General features: G+C 71.3%; 17 protein-coding genes. 10 read left to right on the top strand and 7 right to left on the bottom strand.

Annotated features, from left to right (window positions below; translation table 11 throughout):
* Positions 1–172: 172 nt before the first annotated feature.
* The gene (locus ACFXC1_RS02390; RefSeq protein WP_381237620.1) at positions 173–1,132 is read right to left on the bottom strand and encodes an SCO0930 family lipoprotein; all 960 of its coding nucleotides are present in this window, start codon (positions 1,130–1,132) and stop codon (positions 173–175) included.
* Positions 1,133–1,511: 379 nt separating this feature from the next.
* Here ACFXC1_RS02390 and ACFXC1_RS02385 point away from each other — a divergent pair, with 379 nt between their 5' ends.
* The 4 genes from ACFXC1_RS02385 (at position 1,512) to ACFXC1_RS02370 (ending at position 3,601) form a co-directional block, all read left to right on the top strand.
* On the top strand, positions 1,512–1,742 hold the full coding sequence (locus ACFXC1_RS02385) for a hypothetical protein (protein ID WP_381237618.1): 231 nt from the start codon (positions 1,512–1,514) through the stop codon (positions 1,740–1,742).
* 157 nt (positions 1,743–1,899) lie between these two features.
* Positions 1,900–2,028 carry a hypothetical protein gene (locus ACFXC1_RS02380; RefSeq protein ID WP_381237615.1) on the top strand — a complete coding sequence of 43 codons (129 nt, stop codon included), beginning with the start codon at positions 1,900–1,902 and terminating at the stop codon, positions 2,026–2,028.
* 16 nt (positions 2,029–2,044) lie between these two features.
* Positions 2,045–2,809, top strand: a complete 765-nt coding sequence (locus ACFXC1_RS02375; protein WP_381237613.1) for a bestrophin-like domain — start codon at positions 2,045–2,047, stop codon at positions 2,807–2,809.
* A gap of 234 nt (positions 2,810–3,043) precedes the next feature.
* Positions 3,044–3,601, top strand: coding sequence for a hypothetical protein (locus ACFXC1_RS02370; RefSeq protein WP_381237612.1), 558 nt, complete (start codon positions 3,044–3,046; stop codon positions 3,599–3,601).
* Between the two features lie 94 nt (positions 3,602–3,695).
* Here ACFXC1_RS02370 and ACFXC1_RS02365 read toward each other — a convergent pair whose 3' ends face one another.
* The gene (locus ACFXC1_RS02365) at positions 3,696–4,199 is read right to left on the bottom strand and encodes a hypothetical protein (RefSeq protein WP_381237609.1); all 504 of its coding nucleotides are present in this window, start codon (positions 4,197–4,199) and stop codon (positions 3,696–3,698) included.
* A gap of 332 nt (positions 4,200–4,531) precedes the next feature.
* On the opposite strand from ACFXC1_RS02365, the gene ACFXC1_RS02360 reads away from it, so the two are divergent.
* Entirely contained in the window at positions 4,532–5,203 is a 672-nt protein-coding gene (locus tag ACFXC1_RS02360) for a class F sortase (protein WP_093623622.1), read from the top strand.
* A 39-nt stretch (positions 5,204–5,242) separates the two neighbouring features.
* Here ACFXC1_RS02360 and ACFXC1_RS02355 read toward each other — a convergent pair whose 3' ends face one another.
* Positions 5,243–6,082 carry a polysaccharide deacetylase family protein gene (locus ACFXC1_RS02355; RefSeq protein ID WP_381237606.1) on the bottom strand — a complete coding sequence of 280 codons (840 nt, stop codon included), beginning with the start codon at positions 6,080–6,082 and terminating at the stop codon, positions 5,243–5,245.
* 91 nt (positions 6,083–6,173) lie between these two features.
* Positions 6,174–9,446 carry a bifunctional lysylphosphatidylglycerol synthetase/lysine--tRNA ligase LysX gene (gene lysX, locus ACFXC1_RS02350; RefSeq protein ID WP_381237604.1) on the bottom strand — a complete coding sequence of 1,091 codons (3,273 nt, stop codon included), beginning with the start codon at positions 9,444–9,446 and terminating at the stop codon, positions 6,174–6,176.
* 90 nt (positions 9,447–9,536) lie between these two features.
* Here lysX and ACFXC1_RS02345 point away from each other — a divergent pair, with 90 nt between their 5' ends.
* Positions 9,537–9,998 (top strand): universal stress protein, encoded by a 462-nt coding sequence (locus ACFXC1_RS02345; RefSeq protein ID WP_381237601.1) that lies wholly within the window; start codon positions 9,537–9,539, stop codon positions 9,996–9,998.
* 200 nt (positions 9,999–10,198) lie between these two features.
* On the opposite strand, the gene ACFXC1_RS02340 is transcribed toward ACFXC1_RS02345, so the two are convergent.
* Entirely contained in the window at positions 10,199–11,026 is an 828-nt protein-coding gene (locus ACFXC1_RS02340) for an alpha/beta fold hydrolase (RefSeq protein WP_381237598.1), read from the bottom strand.
* Positions 11,027–11,083: 57 nt separating this feature from the next.
* Here ACFXC1_RS02340 and ACFXC1_RS02335 point away from each other — a divergent pair, with 57 nt between their 5' ends.
* On the top strand, positions 11,084–11,560 hold the full coding sequence (locus ACFXC1_RS02335; RefSeq protein ID WP_381237595.1) for a MarR family winged helix-turn-helix transcriptional regulator: 477 nt from the start codon (positions 11,084–11,086) through the stop codon (positions 11,558–11,560).
* A gap of 7 nt (positions 11,561–11,567) precedes the next feature.
* Here ACFXC1_RS02335 and ACFXC1_RS02330 read toward each other — a convergent pair whose 3' ends face one another.
* Positions 11,568–12,707: a CapA family protein gene (locus tag ACFXC1_RS02330; protein ID WP_381237592.1), complete on the bottom strand. Its 1,140-nt coding sequence runs from the start codon at positions 12,705–12,707 to the stop codon at positions 11,568–11,570.
* A 222-nt stretch (positions 12,708–12,929) separates the two neighbouring features.
* Here ACFXC1_RS02330 and ACFXC1_RS02325 point away from each other — a divergent pair, with 222 nt between their 5' ends.
* The 3 genes from ACFXC1_RS02325 to ACFXC1_RS02315 all read left to right on the top strand — a co-directional run bounded on the left by ACFXC1_RS02325 (position 12,930) and on the right by ACFXC1_RS02315 (position 14,940).
* On the top strand, positions 12,930–13,475 hold the full coding sequence (locus ACFXC1_RS02325; protein WP_043670802.1) for a sigma-70 family RNA polymerase sigma factor: 546 nt from the start codon (positions 12,930–12,932) through the stop codon (positions 13,473–13,475).
* Positions 13,476–13,632: 157 nt separating this feature from the next.
* Complete coding sequence (locus ACFXC1_RS02320; RefSeq protein WP_019068324.1) at positions 13,633–14,148, top strand: hypothetical protein; 516 nt, start codon at positions 13,633–13,635, stop codon at positions 14,146–14,148.
* 141 nt (positions 14,149–14,289) lie between these two features.
* Positions 14,290–14,940, top strand: coding sequence for a zf-HC2 domain-containing protein (locus ACFXC1_RS02315; protein WP_381237588.1), 651 nt, complete (start codon positions 14,290–14,292; stop codon positions 14,938–14,940).
* A gap of 31 nt (positions 14,941–14,971) precedes the next feature.
* On the opposite strand, the gene ACFXC1_RS02310 is transcribed toward ACFXC1_RS02315, so the two are convergent.
* The gene (locus ACFXC1_RS02310; RefSeq protein WP_381237585.1) at positions 14,972–15,835 is read right to left on the bottom strand and encodes an Fpg/Nei family DNA glycosylase; all 864 of its coding nucleotides are present in this window, start codon (positions 15,833–15,835) and stop codon (positions 14,972–14,974) included.
* Positions 15,836–15,865 lie beyond the last annotated feature (30 nt).

Here is a 15,865-nt window from a genome sequence, read left to right as displayed (position 1 = left end):
GCTGTACGGGAAATGCCAAAGCGGCCCGCCCCCTCCGTGCGGTGCGGAGGGGGCGGACCTGTAGTCGTACGCGCTGCTGTGTATCGGCACTCTTGTCGCTTGCCCGCGTCCCTCCCTTCCGCGTATCCGTTGCCGAGTGGGCGGGGAGCGATCAACCCTGGGGAGGTTCTCGCTACGCCGCGGGCGCGCCGACCGCTTTCCCTTCAGGGGAGACGGCGTACCAAGTGCCGCCCACGCCCTGACCGTTGGTCTGTCCTGCGGCCGTGTCACCGGAGAAGGTGTAGATCGGCCAGCAGTCGACGGTCATCTGCTTGGCGCCGTCGGACCGGGTGAAGCCCATGAGGCCCTTCTTCTCGACGCCCTTGGTGTCGTTCGCCGAGACGATCCCGACGGCCGGCCACTTCTCCGCGCAGGCACCGACGCAGTTCGAGACGGACTTGGGCCATGCCTTGTCCTTGAGGAAGCGGTAGACCGTGTGGCCGTTCTTGTCGACGACGATGTCACCGAGCTTGGCGTCCTTGCGGACGGAGAGACCGGGCAGCGAGGCGAGGGACGCCTTCTTGCCGTCGGGGGCGAGCGCGTACCACTTGCCGCCCACGCCCTGGCCGTTGACGTCACCGGCGTTGACGTCCTTGGCGTAGCGGTAGGCGGGCCAGCCGCCGATGGTCAGCTGCTTGGTGCCGTCGGAGCGGGTCACCTCGCCGAGGAGGGACTTGTCGATACCGGCGCCGGCCGTGGCGTCGTCGGCGGGAACCGGCGGCCAGGTGGTGGCGCAGGCGCCGTCACAGTTCGACTTGGGGGGATTGGCCGTGTCGGCGTCGAAACGGTAGAGGGTGAGACCCGCTCCGTCGCTCAACACCTTGCCGAGGTCGGGGTTGTTGGCAACGGTCAGCTGGCCCGCGGGCTCGGCCGCCGCGGCCTGCTGGCCGTCGGCGCCGTAGCCGTTGCTCGAAGCGCTGGGGCTCGACGTGGCGGCCCCCACGCTGCCATAACCTCCGGCCGCCGCCGTGGCACCGACGTTCTGTGCCGCAGAGGAAGGTGTGGTCACATTTTCCGAACCGCACGCCGCCGTCAACGCCATGACGGACACGGCCGTCGCCGCGAGTGAGGCGCTCCGCCAGGAGGTCTTCATCGTCAACTCCCCATAATCACCTGGATGTTGCAGCGCCCGTCTGTGCCGCCGCACGGTCCTAGGTACGGGTGGGGACCACGGAAGTGTTCAACGGCCGCACAAATTTCTTTCCGACACCTGTGACACAGCGGCCGCGTCGCATGTGCGTACGCATCCGGCCACCCCCGACAGTCGGATCGTCAAACCGTCGCACTGCGCCTTCCACTCCTTCGGGGCAATCCCCTCGCGCTCCCGCGTGCGCGGCCCCGCGAGGCCTCATGATCTCCGTCGTGCATGGACCCGAACCGACCCGAACCGCCCTCGCCGCAAGGGTGTTGACCCTGGTGACGCTCACCTGGCTGCTGACGGGCGCACCGGCGGGCCCGGCGGCGGCCGACGCGTGCGCGTACGCCTCCACCGGGCCGGACGGCACGCAGGCGGTGGCGGTGGCCGGCAGCGGCTCCTGGCCGACACCCCCGGCCTGTCAGAAGCCGCCCCCGAAACCGACCCCGCCGCCCTGCCCCTCGCCGACACCCACTCCGCCACCGCCGAAACCGACGCCGCCGCCCCCGCCGAAACCGAAGCCCACCCCGACTCCGACACCGACGCCCAGGCCGACGCCGCCCCCTGAGCCGCGGCCCACGCCTCCGCCGCCGGCTCCGGCGCCCCCGCGCCCCGCGCCCGCGGCTCCGCTGCCCCGGCAGGCCCCGACGCCCACGCCCACACCGACCCCGCCGCCGAAACCGGCCCCGAAGCCGAGGCCCGCCCCGCATCCCGCGGCGACCCCGGTGAGTTATCCGAAGTACCACGCCCAGCCGCGCCAGCGGCCCGCCACCGGCCGGACGCCGCCGGTCGTCTACGTCCTGCTCATCACCCTGCCCGCGGTGGTCGCCATCGCCGCGCTGCGTCCGCGCTGATCCCCGGAGGAACCCCTTGTCGGAATGGCTTGTTCTCGCCCTCGCGATGGCGGCGGCCTGTGTCGTCGTCGTCATCGTCACCTTCCTGCGCGAACGCGCGGCGTCCGAGGACGAGGACCCCAGCGAGACCCCGGACGTCATCGAGTACATGACGATGTGGATCGGCGTGGTGTACGCCATCGTCCTGGGTCTGGCGATCGCCGGTGTCTGGGAGGCACGCAGCGCCGCCCAGGACCATGTGCAGGCGGAGGCGCAGGCGCTGCACGAGATCTCGGAGCGGGTGCGGGCCTATCCGCCGGACGAGCGCGACCGCATCCGGGCGGATGTCGACGCCTATGTCTCACAGGTCGTCAACACCGAGTGGAAGACGATGGCGGACCACCAGAAGCTGACTCAGCGCGGCACCGACCTCCTGGAGCGCATCCGCGCGGATGTCACGGACTACCAGCCGAAGACGGACTTCCAGGCGCAGGCCTACCAGCCGCTCGTCGAGCAGGTCGCCGCGGCCGACCTGGCCCGCAGCGCCCGCGCGGACTCCACCGGGGCGACGATGCCGGCGGTGGTGTGGTTCGGGCTGCTGGCCGGGGCGGTGATCACCATCGGCATGGTCTTCGCGCTGCAGATCCGGCGTACGCCACGGGAGCTGGTCCTCGCCGGGCTGTTCTCGGCGCTGATCGCCTTCCTGCTGTTCCTGATCTGGGACTTCGACGCGCCCTACAGCCGTGGCATCACGGCCTCGGCGCAGCCGTTCCTGAACCTCTTCCCGCACATCAAGGACTGACGGCCCCTCACCGGGACCTGTCGACGGGTCACCCGCCGGGGGACGTCCGCCACGCCGCGGCCGTCCCCCGGTCGCAGGAACGGCGTCCCCTGTGCGGCCCACACGGTTGCCCCATTCGCGCGACTGGGATCGCGGGAGCGCACACATGTTCCTAGCGTTTCGGACATCGAGGTGCATTTACGGCGCCAGCGGAAAAGGTCCGCGGCTGCTCCTCGGGGACCCGGAGGAACCACCATGCGCGCGATACGCGTCGCCTCGGCCGCACTGCTGGGCATCAGCGCCCTCGCCCTCTCGGCGCCGGCCGCCGTCGCGAAGGGCGACGGCAACCACAACATCACGCCGTTCGGCTTCAGCGTCCTGCCCTCGACGATCGCGGCGGGCGGCCAGGTGACCCTTCAGGTCGACCGCGACAGCGGCGGCTGCAAGGGCTCCGTCACGGTCTCCTCCGGGGTCTTCGACACCGTCAGGATCTCGCCGGGCCAGTCCTCGGCGACCGCGATGGTCGACTGGGACGCCAGGCCGGGCGCGGTGTACCAGGTGACGTTCACGTGCAACGGCGAGAGCGGCTCCACGGGTCTGACCATCGCCTCCGGCCGCACGAACAACAACAGCAACAACATCCAGCCACTCCAGCCGGCGCAGCAGATGCCGCGAGGGGTACGGGCCGGTGAGGGCGGCAGCATCGCCGGCTTCGACCTCAAGGAACTCGGCATCGGCGCGGCCCTCATCGCGGGCTCGGTCGGGGCGGCGTACCACTTCTCCCGTCGCCGTACCGGAGAGGACGGCGCCTGACCGCACCACCACCCGCACAGGCCTTCGCCCCGGAACCCGAAAGGGTCCGGGGCGAAGGCCTGTTGCGTGCGCCGCGACCTCCGAAGGGGGGAGGTCAGATGACGCGCTCGCTGCGGCGGCGCATCCAGAACACCCCGCCGCCCACGACGGCCGCGGCGACCAGGCCGCCGCCGATCGCCATGTCGGTCGGGGTCGCCCCGCTGGCGCTGCTGCCGCCGAGACCGCCGCGGACACCGCCGATGACGGTGTAGGCGGAGTCGCGGGTCAGCACGGAGCCGTTCCGGCAGCGCACGGTGATGCTGTACGGGCCCGGACCGGCGTTTCTGCTGATCCGTGCCGTTCCGCTGGCGGTCTGGCCGGCGCCGCCGACGAGCGAGGACAGGTTCGCGGGACGTTCGAAGCCGGGCGAGTTGGCGGTGGCGCCGGTGAAGCAACCGTCGACCGTCACGGTCAGCTGGCCGCCGCGGGCGATCACGCTGGGCAGGGCGACGATGTTGCTGGGGCTCTCCCCCATGCCGTCCGCGAGGGCCGCAGGGGCGGCGAGCCCCAGAACGGCCACCGCGGCACTGGCGGCAGCCAGGGCACGAGTTGTACGCATGTCATCCTCCGCGGAAGGCGCCCCGGGACCCGTCCCCGGTCGATCGGCGAGAAAACGCCTCCCAGACGCACCCTCAGATGCCTTGCACGCGCCCGCATTTCGGGAATGGTCCGTCCTGGTGAGGGGACACGCCGAGGGAGAACCGGACAATCGGATATTGCCGCAGGTCACGGACCGTCAGAAAATTCCTGCCGCCCTTTCCTCATATGGCGCACATAAGGATGACCGGGCCACCCGTTCGCGCCTGCCCCGTCGCCGGTTCCGCATTCGGGACTTAGCGTTCTCGTATGCGCGATTGACGTGGCGACGGCCTCGTCGAGAGGGGATGGCGAATGTCTGCGTCCGAGCTGTCCGAGCTTGCCGAAGAGGAGGAGCGGCAGAAGAAGCGCGCCCCGTGGGGAGTGATAGCGCTTGTTCTGCTGACCGGTCTCGCGCTCATTCGGAATGGTTCGGGAGAGTTCGATGTGGGGCCGCCGCAGCCGGCTTCGGCGGCGGCCGCCGACAGCCGTACCGGCGTCGGCACCTTCGGCAAGGCCCCGGCCCCGCTCCCGTACTCCGTGGCCGACCGGGTCAGGATTCCCGCGATCCGCGTCGACGCCCCCGTCATGCCGGTGGGCCTGGACGCGGACGGCTGGGTCGGCGCGCCACCGCCGGAGGACCCGAACCTGGCGGGCTGGTTCACCGGCGCCGTCTCGCCCGGCGAGAAGGGCACCGCGGTCGTCGTCGGCCACGTCGACAACAAAATGGGCCCCGCCGTGTTCTACGGACTCGGGGCCCTCAAGAAGGGAAATCGCGTCGAGGTCGAGCGCAAGGACGGAAAGACGGCCGTGTTCGAGATCTACGGCATCGAGGTCTTCGAGAAGAGCAACTTCCCCGGCGACCGCGTCTACGCCTCGAAGGGAACTCCGGAACTGCGCGTCATCACGTGCGGGGGCGGTTTCTCCAAGCAGAACGGCTACGACGGGAATGTCGTCGTCTTCGCCCGCCTGGTCGAGGTCCGCTGAGCGTTTCCCCGGCCGGGCGGGCGAAGACCCGTCAACCCGTCAGGTGGTCCGGCGGCGCGGCAGCGTCATGTGGTAGCCGGAGTCGAGCAGGTGCGGCAGATACTCACGCAGCGCCTTCACACTCTGGGTACGGTCGCCCCCGGCGTCGTGCGAGAGCACCACGACGCCGGGGGCGGCGCCGTCCTCGACCGCGTTGACGATGTGGCGGACGCCGGGTGTGTCCCAGTCGAGGGTGTCGACGGTCCACGCGAGGGGTTCCATGCCCAGCTCGGAGCCGAGTTGGAAGGCGGCCCGGTTCCAGGCCCCGTAGGGCGCGCGGAACCAAAGGGGCCGTTCCCCGTAGGCGTCCTCGATGACATCGCTGGTGCGTTCCATCTCGGAGCGGATCTGGCTCCGGGTCAGCTTGGTGAGCAGGGGGTGCGACCAGGTGTGGTTGCCGACGACGTGGCCCTCGTCGGACATCCGGGCCAGGATGTCGCGGTTCCAGTCGGCCATCTCGCCGCACACGAAGAACGTGGCGCGGACGTCGTACTCGGCGAGGGTGTCCAGGATGTGCGGGGTGTAGCGGGGGTCGGGTCCGTCGTCGAAGGTGAGCACCATGGTGTTGCCGCGTCCGGACATGCGCAGGAAGGGTTCGTGCCGTACCGGGACGTGGGCGAGGGTGGTGTGGGGTGCGCCGTAGCCGGCCACGGGCTGGAGGCGGTAGGCGGAGGGCTTGCGCGCCAGGCGCGGTGGGGGTCCGGCGGCGAGAGCGGCGGCCCGGACGGGGGCGTCGTCCGAGAGTCCGGAGTACAGCAGACCGGCGGTGCCGGCCGCCCCGACGGCGGCGGCGCCGGCGAGCAGGGCCCGTCGGCGCGTGAGCGACTGATCCTTCTTCATGACTCATCAGTCGCCCGGCGGGAGACCGCCGCCCCACGTCGACACCGGTGCGGCGGCAGGAAAACACCCGCCCGGCCCAGCGTTCGAGCCCTCAGCGGCGCCGGACGAGGGGGAACGGCAGCGTCTCACGGATCGTCAGACCCGTGAGGAACATGACCAGTCGGTCCACGCCGATGCCGAGTCCCCCGGTGGGCGGCATCGCGTATTCGAGGGCGTCGAGGAAGTCCTCGTCGAGCTCCATCGCCTCGGGGTCTCCCCCGGCGGCGAGCAGCGACTGGGCGGTGAGGCGGCGGCGCTGTTCGACGGGGTCGGTCAGCTCCGAGTAGGCGGTGCCGAGTTCGGTGCCGAAGGCGACCAGGTCCCAGCGTTCGGCGAGCCGCGGGTCGGTGCGGTGCTGGCGGGTGAGCGGGGAGACGTCGGTCGGGAAGTCCTTGTAGAAGGTCGGCAGCCGCGTCGGCTCCTCGACCAGCCGCTCGTACATCTCCAGTACGACGTCTCCCCGGCCGTCGTCGGCGCCGTACGGCACGCCCGCGCGGTCGCACAGCAGGTGCAGGCGGGCCAGTTCGGTGTCGGCGTCGATCTCCTCGCCGAGCGCCTCGGAGATGGCGCCGTAGACGGTCTTGACCGGCCACGGGCCCGAGATGTCGTACTCCTGGCCGTCCTTGCGGGCGACGGGCGAGCCGAAGGCGGCGGTGGCGGCGCCCTGGATGAGTTCGCGGGCGAGGTCGAGCATCACGTCGTAGTCGGCGTACGCCTGGTAGGCCTCCAGCATCGTGAACTCGGGGTTGTGCTTGTAGGAGACGCCCTCGTTGCGGAAGGTGCGGCCCATCTCGAAGACCTTCTCCAGGCCGCCGACGCAGAGGCGCTTGAGGTACAGCTCGGGGGCGATGCGCAGGTACAGGTCGAGGTCGTAGGCGTTGATGTGGGTGGTGAAGGGTCGGGCGTTGGCGCCGCCGTGGATCTGTTGCAGCATCGGGGTCTCGACCTCCAGGTAGCCGCGCTCCAACAGGCCCTGGCGCAGGGCCTGTACGGCGGTGGAGCGGGCGCGGACCACGTCGCGGGCGGCGGGGCTGGCGACCAGGTCGAGGTAGCGCATGCGGACCTTGGCCTCGGGGTCGGTGAGGCCGCGGCGTTTGTCGGGCAGGGGGCGCAGGCACTTGCCCGTGAGCTGCCAGGAGGAGACGAAGACGGTGGGTTCGCCCTTGTCGCTGGTGCCCGCGCGGCCGGTGGCGGTGATGTGGTCGCCGATGTCGGTGTCCGTGACGAAGCGGTCGAGGGCGGGGCCCGACTCGGCGCGGGTGAGGGCGAGTTGGTGGTCGCCGGACCAGTCGCGCAGGGTGAGGAAGACGATGCCGCCGAGGTCGCGCACCCTCATCACCCGCCCGGCGACGGTGACTTGGTCCCCCGCGCGGATCTCGGCGAGGGTGTGGGTGCGCTGTGGGACGCCGACCGGGTAGGGGTCGGTGCCCTCGGCGCGCAGCAGGTCGAGTTTGTGGTGCCGGACGCGGACCTGTTCGGGCAGACCGCTCTCCGGGCCGTCGGCCTCGTCCTCGCTGTCGAGGCCGAGCGCCGACAGGGACGGCAGCCCTGCGGTGGTCGCGGGCCGCTGTCCGCTCTTCTGGTGTCCCTTTCCCCAGAGTTGGCGCAGCGACGGTACGGAGACGAAGCCCTCGGCGATGCCGGAGGCGAGGCTGATCCGGGCCAGGGAGGCGGTCTCGCCGTAGCAGATGAAGCGGGGGTACCACTCGGGGTGGTACTTGGCGTTGGAGCGGTAAAGGGCCTCCAGCTGCCACCACTTGGAGAAGAACAGCAGGAGGCGGCGCCACAGGCGGAGCACCGGGCCGGCGCCGATGCGGGCGCCCTCCTCGAAGGCCGAGCGGAACACGGCGAAGTTGAGGGAGATGCGGTGGACGCCCAACTTCGGTGCGGCGGCGCAGAGTTCGGCGACCATGAACTCCATGACGCCGTTGGGGGCGGTGCGGTCGCGGCGCATCAGGTCGAGCGAGACGCCGTCGCTGCCCCAGGGGACGAGGGAGAGCAGGGCGAGCAACTTGCCGTCCTCGCCCAGTGCTTCGACAAGGAGGCAGTCACCGTCGGCCGGGTCGCCGAGACGGTCGAGGGCCATGGAGAAGCCGCGTTCGGTCTCGGTGTCGCGCCAGGCGTCGGCGCGGTCGACGACCTCCTCCATCTCCGCGTCGGTGAGGGTGGCGTGGCGGCGGATGCGGCAGGTGGCACCGGTGCGGCGGACGCGGCCCACGGCCTGGCGGGTGACGCGCATGTCGCGTCCTGCGAGGTCGAAGCCGGTGACGTGCAGGATCGCCTCGTCGCCGAGTTGGAGGGCACCGAGCCCGGCGCGGGCGAAGGCTCGTGCTCCGTCCTCGCTCGCTCCCATCACGGCGGGGGCCCAGGCGTGCCGGCGGGCGAGGTCGAGCCAGGCGGCGATGGCGTGCGGCCAGGCCTCGCGGTCGCCGACCGGGTCACCGCTGGCGAGGCAGACACCGGCCTCGACGCGGTAGGTGACGGCGGCCTTGCCGCTGGGCGAGAAGACGACGGCCTTGTCGCGCCGGGTGGCGAAGTAGCCGAGGGAGTCCTGGCCGCCGTAGGCCTTCAGGAGGGCGCGGATGCGGTCCTCCTCGTCGCCGTGCAGGGCCGCTTCGAGGCGTTGGGAGCGGAAGAGGACGGTGGCCGCGTTGAGGAGGGCGAGCGCGCCGAACAGACCGAGCAGGAAGGACACGGCGCGGGGCGGGCGGCCGTTGAAGGAGCGGTCGGAGACCAGGCCGCCGCAGACGCGGTTGGCCGCCAGGGCCAGGTGCTGGCTCTCGGGCAGGGTGCCGGGGAACAGGGAGACCAGTCCCCAGCCGGCGAGGATCGCCACGGCGAGCCCGCCGAACAGGACGGCGAGGGCCCGTCGTACCGCCGCGCGGCGGGAGGCGGCGTAGAACTGCCTGCGGGCGACGATCAGCAGGACGAGCAGCAGACCGCACACGATGAGCGACGGGAGGGACTCGGCGTACAGGCCGAGGGCCACGCCGAGTACGGCTGTCAGGACCAGCAGGCCGAGGTAGACGACGACCAGCCACCAGGCGATCTTCTTGCGGGCGGCGGTCGCGGCGGCCAGCAGGAACAGGAAGACCGCATAGGCGAGGTTGGCGCTGACCGGGACGATGAGGAGGTCCAGGAAGCGGACGACGGGGCGGAGCGCGCGGCGCAGCGGGGCGATGAAGGCCAGCAGGACGCAGAGCAGGCCGAGGGCGCCGAAGAAGGTCGCGAAGCCCTCCGGCACCCTGCTGAGGAAGCCGTGGCCGGGCGGCCGTACAGGAGCCTTGGTGCCCTTGGACCCGGGCGCCTCCACGGTGGCAGTCATGCTTCCGACTGTAGGAACAGGGCGGGCCGCGCGCCCGTCGGGAACTCCCGGGCGGGTTCGGGACCTGCGGGTTCCGATAGCCTCACAGCCGTGACGGAACAGCACTCAACTCAGTTCGAGCGGGGCACGGACGGGCCGAAGGTCATCGTGGCGGGAGTGGACGGCTCCGAGTCCTCGCTGCGGGCCGCGGCATATGCCGCGGGTCTGGCCAGGCGGCAGCACGCGCTGCTCGCCATCGTGTACGTGCAGCCGGTGCTGGCGGCGGGCGCGGCCATGGGGGCACCGGTCGCCGAGACGACCGACGAGATCGCCGAGGACCTGGTCGCCCAGATCCGGCACGAGACCGAGCGGGTGAAGGGGATATTCGACATCCGCTGGGAGTTCCACACGTTCCGCGGCGACCCCTACGGCGGCCTGGTGAAGGCCGCCGACCAGCTGAAGGCCGACGCGGTCATCGTCGGCGCCTCCGAACAGGCCGGCCACCGCATCGTCGGGTCGGTCGCGGTGCGGTTGGTGAAGGCGGGGCGGTGGCCGGTGACGGTGGTGCCGTAGCCTCCGGCGGTTACACGGGGAGGGCCGGAGAGGGGCGGCCGGCGGCGGTGTTGGGCGGTGGCCGGGCGATGACGACCTGACCTCCGCCGGCGATGCGAGGGTGGGGTGGTGACGCCCTGGCGCGGCAGCGGCCGTGCCGTAGCCAGTCGTACCTGTAGTCGCCGACGGCCGCGCCCCGGTCGGCCCGTCGCCCCGCTTCGTCAGAGTGTGCCGAGAAACTCCGTCAGGATCTCGTTGAAGGCGTGCGGCTGCTCCATGTTCGGGTAGTGGGCGGCGCCCTCGATCGTGGTCGAGCGGCCGTTCGGGACCGTGTCGGTGAAGCGGTTCGCCATGGCGAGGCTGTCGGGCCAGTCGAGGGCGCCGTTGATCGCGATGACCGGGACGTCGAGTTGCGGGACGCGGGGCCAGGGATCGCCCAGCGGGACGTACCAGTCCTTCTCGCCGGGCGTGTGCTTGAGGAGCGTGTGCGTGGTCAGTTGGCGCAGGCGGCGGAGGACGGACGGGGCGACCTCCGCCGGCGTGCGGTGCGGGCCCGCCACGCCTTGGGCGAAGTGGTCGAGCCAGCCCGTGAAGTCACCGGCGGCGAGCAACTGCCCGCTGCGGGCCTGGCGTTCGAGCAGCTGGGGGTCGGTGTACTCGAACGCGCTGGTGCCCGCGCCGGAGACGACGATCGCCCGGACCAGCTCGGGGTGTTCCAGCGCGGTGTCGGTGGCGACGGCCGCGCCCATGCACAGGCCGACCAGGACGGCGGGGCCCAGGTCGAGGTGGTGCAGGAGTGCGGCGAGGTCGTCGGCCCAGCGGAACGGTTTGCTCGCGTTGGCGGAGAAGCCGTGGCCGCGGGTGTCCGGGGCGATGACGCGGAAGCCGCGGGCGAGGACCGGTATCTGGTCGTCGAAGACGCGGTGGTCGGCGAAGCCGGAGTGGAGGAGGACCACGGGGTCGCCGGTGCCCACGTCGAGGTAGGCCAGGTCCCCGTCGGCAGATGCGAAGAAGCTCAGTTCCGAAGCAAGTTCCGAAGCAGCTGTCATGACAACCAAGGTGTCATCTCTGGGGAGAGTTGGCAACCCAGGTGTCATGATGGGGTCGTGAACGACTCCGCTCCCCTGTCCCCCGACGAACTCGGCCACCGCCTCACCGAGGTGTTCGACCTGGTGGGCCCGCTCTACCGGCGCGCCCTGCGCAAGGTCGAGCAGGGCGAACCGGTCGAGGGGGTCTCCGTCGGCGTGCGCGCCGTACTGGACCTGCTGCGACAGCACGGGCCCATGACGGTGCCCCAGATGGGCCGGACCCTGGCCCTGAGCCGGCAGTTCGTGCAGCGCATGGTCAACGAGGCGGCGGTCCATGGCTGGGTGGAGGTCACGCCCAACCCCGCGCACCAGCGGTCCTCACTGATCCGGCTCACCGAGGAGGGCCGGTCCGTCATCACGTCCGTCCTCGGCCGCGAGCACCGCCTGAACCGCCAGGTCGGCGGCGATCTGACCGACGCCGAGGTGAGCGCGTGCGTGCGGGTGCTCACCGAGATCCTCAGAACCTTCGACCACGTGGACGTGGACGCGGACTGACCGTCCGTCACTTCCCCATCACCAGCCCGTCCTTCGCCGCGCCCCGGCTCAGCACCAGCTCGCGGATGCGGTCGCGGTCGGGGGTCAGTTCGGCGCCCTGGGCGATCGCCCGGTTGACGTCGACGACCCGGCCCGCGTCGACGTCGAAGAGTTGCGGGACGAATTCCGCCCTGGCCACCTCCCACCGCGCGCCGGGCCGGACGGGCGGTACGAAGGTGAAGCGGGCGAGGGTGCTCGTGTTGCCGCCGGGGTCCTGGGTGCCCGCGTTGTCGTACATCGCGCCGGTGACCTGGTCGCCGAGCCCGTAGACCACCCAGGTGCCGTTGACCTTCTCGTACGGCTGCGGGGTGCGGGCGTGGGTGCCGAGGATCAGGTCGATGTCGGGGCGGCCGTCGGTGCGGGCGGCGGTGAGTTCCCCGGCCAGGGCCACCTGTTGGGGGTCGGGCGCGTCCTGGCCCGGTGTGCCCCAGCGCAGCGAGACGACGACCACGTCGGCGCCCGCGCGCCGGGCGTTGCGGGCGTCGGCGAGGACGCGGGCCGGGTCGAGAAGGTTGACGGACCAGGGCTCGCCGGCCGGGAGCGGAACGCCGTTCGTGTTCGCGGTGTAGGCGAGGTGGGCGACCTTCGCCGGACCGGCGCGCAGCAGTGTGACCGTGCGCGCCTCGACGTCGCCGCGCGCCGTCCCCGCGTGCCGTACGCCGGCGCCGTCGAGGGTGTCGAGAGTGTGCTGGATGCCGAAGGGGCCGTCGTCCAGGCTGTGCTCGGAGGCGGTGGAGCAGCTGTCGTAGCCGGTGGCGGCGAGGGCCCGGGCCTCCTCGGGCGGGGAGTCGAAGAACGGGGAACCGGTGCGGTCGCCGTAGGCCGTCTCGATGTGACACAGCGCCAGATCGGCCCGGGAGACGAGGGGTTGGACACCGGAGAGCATGGGCGCGAAGTCGTAGCCGGTGCCGCCCGCGTCGAAGCGGGCGCGGTCGAGGACGGCGCTGTGCGGGAGGATGGCGCCGGCGGCGACGAGGGTGAAGCCGCGGGCGGCGGGGGGTGCCGGGCGGCCGGCGGCCTTCGGGTCGTGGTGCTGGGCCTGGCAGGCGGCGGCCGCGGTGAGAATGCCCGCCAGGGCAACGGCCACCTGTCGTCTGCGTGCGATCATCAATTCACCCCACTGTGGTCATATTTACCCACCGATAGGTATGAACCTCAGCGCCCCCGCAAACGACTTGCGGCCCCCGATGACCCGTCCGGTGTGCGCGTGTGGGGGATCCCCGGGGGCGCGGACCGTTCGTCGCACCGTTCGCCGACGCGATCGACCGTCCGCCGCACGCCCCTCGTGCGCCCTCTGTCCCCGGACGGCCCCCTGCGATGCCATACGGCCATGACGGCCGGACCCACGCTCACCAACGGAACGACCGCCGAGCACGAGCTCGCCGCACTGCAGCGCGAGCACGGCAGGCCGCTCTTCGCGCTGCTGCTCCGGCTCTGCGACGGCGACCGCCAGCGCGCCGAGGACCTCGTCCAGGAGACCCTGGTACGGGCCTGGCAGCACCCCGAGGCCCTGCGCGCCGACGACTTCGAGTCCGTACGGCCCTGGCTGCTGACGGTGGGGCGGCGGCTCGCCATCGACGCGCGGCGGGCCCGGCAGGCGCGGCCGCCCGAGGTCGGGGACGCGGTGCTGGAGAACGCGCGGGTGTGTGCCGATCACGCGGAACGGTCGGCGGCGACGCTCGATGTGCGGGAGGCTGTGAAGACTCTCACTCCGGAGCACCGAGAAGTCCTGGTGCTCGTGTATTTCCAGGGGGCGAGTGTGGCGGAGGCCGCGGCGGCCCTCGGGATTCCGCCCGGTACGGTGAAGTCCCGTGCCTATTACGCGCTCCGCGCCCTGCGCCGGGTGCTTCCCGGCTATGCGGCCGACCTGCGGTGAAACCAACTCCTTAGTCAAACCTCCGTAAAGCGCCTTGCTCAGGACCCTGGTTGAGTAATCGGCTGTCCTCATCCGTGTTCCGGACTGGGGGGCCCGGCGGTTCCTGACGGAGCCTCGGGCCGGGCGACGCGCACGCACCGGAGGAAGGCAGGAAGGGATGCTGCACAGAGGTCAAGAGAGCACGGACGGCACCGGCGGCGGTGAACTCACCGTCCCCATGGCCTGGTTGTACGCCGAGTACATCGCCGACGAACTGCTGCGGACCGGCGACCTGATGCCGCCGACGTCCTTCGAGTTCCGCGCGGGACGGGACGCGCTGGCGCTGACCATCTTTCTGTCCGACACGGACGGCGAGTTGTCCGGTATCAGAGTGGTCACCCAACTTGAGACCTGGCTTTCGCTCACGGCGTACGACCAGCCGTGGCAGGACTGGGTCGGCGAACGTATGTCCAAGTTGACGGCGGAGGCGGTCGAAGCCGGCGTCGACGCACCGGACCTCGCGCTGGCGGAGAACGCCTGGCGCTGGCTGGAGGAGACCGAGCTGCTCGCGCCCGATCTGGACGCGGTGCCGGGAGGCGGTCCGGTGACCGGTGAGGACGACGGCCCGAAGGTCTGGACGCCCGCCTGGCAGCTGGGTCTGCCGCTCGGCCATCTCGCCATCCATCTTTTTTGAAACAGGGACCAATCCACGGGTTCGACCGCTACGAATTCGTGATGGCGATTCTGTGTGCGCCTTGAGTGATTCGACGGGCTGGTGCGTACCGATGGGAGCAAGGAGTAACCCCACCCGCACCTAACGGCACGAGGATTCGTCATGAGGTCCCTGGAAAGGCATCGCGACGTCGGCGCGTACGCGCTCGGCGTGCTGGACGAGGCGGAGGCCTTCCGCTTCGAGGATCACCTCATGGAGTGCACCAGCTGCGCGGCTCATGTGACCGAATTCGGTCCCGCGTCACGCCAGTTGATGCTGTACCGGCGGGCGACGCCGCGCTACGTGCACCCCATGGCGCAACCCGGGCCCCGGCTGCTCGACCGGTTGCTCGGCGAGGTGTCCGCCCGTAAACGGGCCGGACGGCGGCGTTTTCTGTACGCCGTGGCCGCCTCGGTGGTACTGGCCGTGGGCGGCCCCGCGGTGGCGACGCTCGCCGGGGGCGGCGACGGGGCGGTGCAACTCACCGCGACCGACGCCAAGTCGGGCGTGTGGGCACAGGTCACGGCCGCGAACGAGAACTACGGCAGTGACGTGTCCCTCAGGATCAAGGACGGCGCGGGCCCCCGCTCCTGTCGCCTCGTGGTCGTCGGCAAGGACGGTTCCGAGCAGGTCGTGACCAGTTGGAACGTACCCGCGCACGACGCCACGATGATCACGATGCAGGGCGGCGCGGCGATGCACCCCGACGAGATCGACCACTACGACGTCCGCACGGCCGACGGCCGGCAGCTGGTACGGCTCACCTCTCACTGAAGTCCCGCGCTGCGGCGGCCGGTTGCTCCGGCTATTTCAGCAGTCGCGACAGTCTGCGGTCCGCGAGCGGCTTGCCGCCCGTCTGGCAGGTCGGGCAGTACTGGAGCGAGGAGTCGCTGAAGGAGACCTCGCGGATGGTGTCGCCGCAGACCGGGCAGGGCCGGCCGGTGCGGCCGTGGACGCGTAGGCCGCTCTTCTTCTCCGCCTTCAGGCGGCCGGCGGCGACGCCCCGGGAGCGCTCGATGGCGTCGAGGAGTGTGGTGCGCAGGGCCGTGTAGAGCGTGTGGGTCTCGGCCGGGGTCAGGGACGCGGCCAGTTTGAAGGGGCTCATCCTCGCCGCGTGCAGGATCTCGTCGCTGTACGCGTTGCCGACTCCGGCGATCAGGGTCTGGTCGCGGAGGGCGCCCTTGAGCTGTCGGCGCTCGTCCTTGAGGAGTTCGGCGAAGCGCGGTTCGTCGAAGTCGTCGGCCAGGGGGTCGGGGCCGAGGCGGGCGACGCCGGGGACGGACTGCGGGTCGGTCACGACGTACACCGCAAGTCGCTTCTGCGTGCCCGCCTCCGTGAGGTCGAAGCCCTCGCCGGTCTCCAGGGCCACGCGGAGCGCGAGCGGGCCCTTGCCGGGGCGGGGCGGGCCGTCCGGGAGGCGGTCCTTCCAGTGCAGCCAGCCCGCGCGGGCGAGGTGGGTCACGAAGTGCGGGCCGCCGTCCGTCTCGACGTCCAGGAACTTGCCGTAGCGGTGCACGGCCACCACCTCGTGTCCCTCCAGCGCTGTCGGCGGAGGGTCGTACGTCTTCAGGACGCTGATGGCGACGGGCAGTACCCGTACGATCTCGTGGCCGACGAGGTGTTCGGTCAGGAAGTCCTTCAGCGCTTCGACCTCGGGGAGTTCCGGCATACGTCCAGGGTGCCATCGGAGGGCCGTGGG

It is taken from the genome of Streptomyces hokutonensis, assembly GCF_042751305.1.
Lineage (GTDB): Bacteria > Actinomycetota > Actinomycetes > Streptomycetales > Streptomycetaceae > Streptomyces > Streptomyces hokutonensis_A.
Note: the sequence above shows the minus strand (reverse complement) of the source record. Positions and strands in the feature narration are given on the sequence as shown.

Coding starts and splice junctions, on each gene's coding strand:
- ACFXC1_RS02370 (WP_381237612.1), top strand. CDS start 3,044: ATGCGCGCGATACGCGTCGCCTCGGCCGCACTGCTGGGCATCAGCGCC.
- ACFXC1_RS02355 (WP_381237606.1), bottom strand. CDS start 6,082: ATGAAGAAGGATCAGTCGCTCACGCGCCGACGGGCCCTGCTCGCCGGC.
- ACFXC1_RS02360 (WP_093623622.1), top strand. CDS start 4,532: ATGTCTGCGTCCGAGCTGTCCGAGCTTGCCGAAGAGGAGGAGCGGCAG.
- ACFXC1_RS02365 (WP_381237609.1), bottom strand. CDS start 4,199: ATGCGTACAACTCGTGCCCTGGCTGCCGCCAGTGCCGCGGTGGCCGTT.
- lysX (WP_381237604.1), bottom strand. CDS start 9,446: ATGACTGCCACCGTGGAGGCGCCCGGGTCCAAGGGCACCAAGGCTCCT.
- ACFXC1_RS02315 (WP_381237588.1), top strand. CDS start 14,290: ATGAGGTCCCTGGAAAGGCATCGCGACGTCGGCGCGTACGCGCTCGGC.
- ACFXC1_RS02310 (WP_381237585.1), bottom strand. CDS start 15,835: ATGCCGGAACTCCCCGAGGTCGAAGCGCTGAAGGACTTCCTGACCGAA.
- ACFXC1_RS02390 (WP_381237620.1), bottom strand. CDS start 1,132: ATGAAGACCTCCTGGCGGAGCGCCTCACTCGCGGCGACGGCCGTGTCC.
- ACFXC1_RS02340 (WP_381237598.1), bottom strand. CDS start 11,026: ATGACAGCTGCTTCGGAACTTGCTTCGGAACTGAGCTTCTTCGCATCT.
- ACFXC1_RS02325 (WP_043670802.1), top strand. CDS start 12,930: ATGACGGCCGGACCCACGCTCACCAACGGAACGACCGCCGAGCACGAG.
- ACFXC1_RS02320 (WP_019068324.1), top strand. CDS start 13,633: ATGCTGCACAGAGGTCAAGAGAGCACGGACGGCACCGGCGGCGGTGAA.
- ACFXC1_RS02330 (WP_381237592.1), bottom strand. CDS start 12,707: ATGATCGCACGCAGACGACAGGTGGCCGTTGCCCTGGCGGGCATTCTC.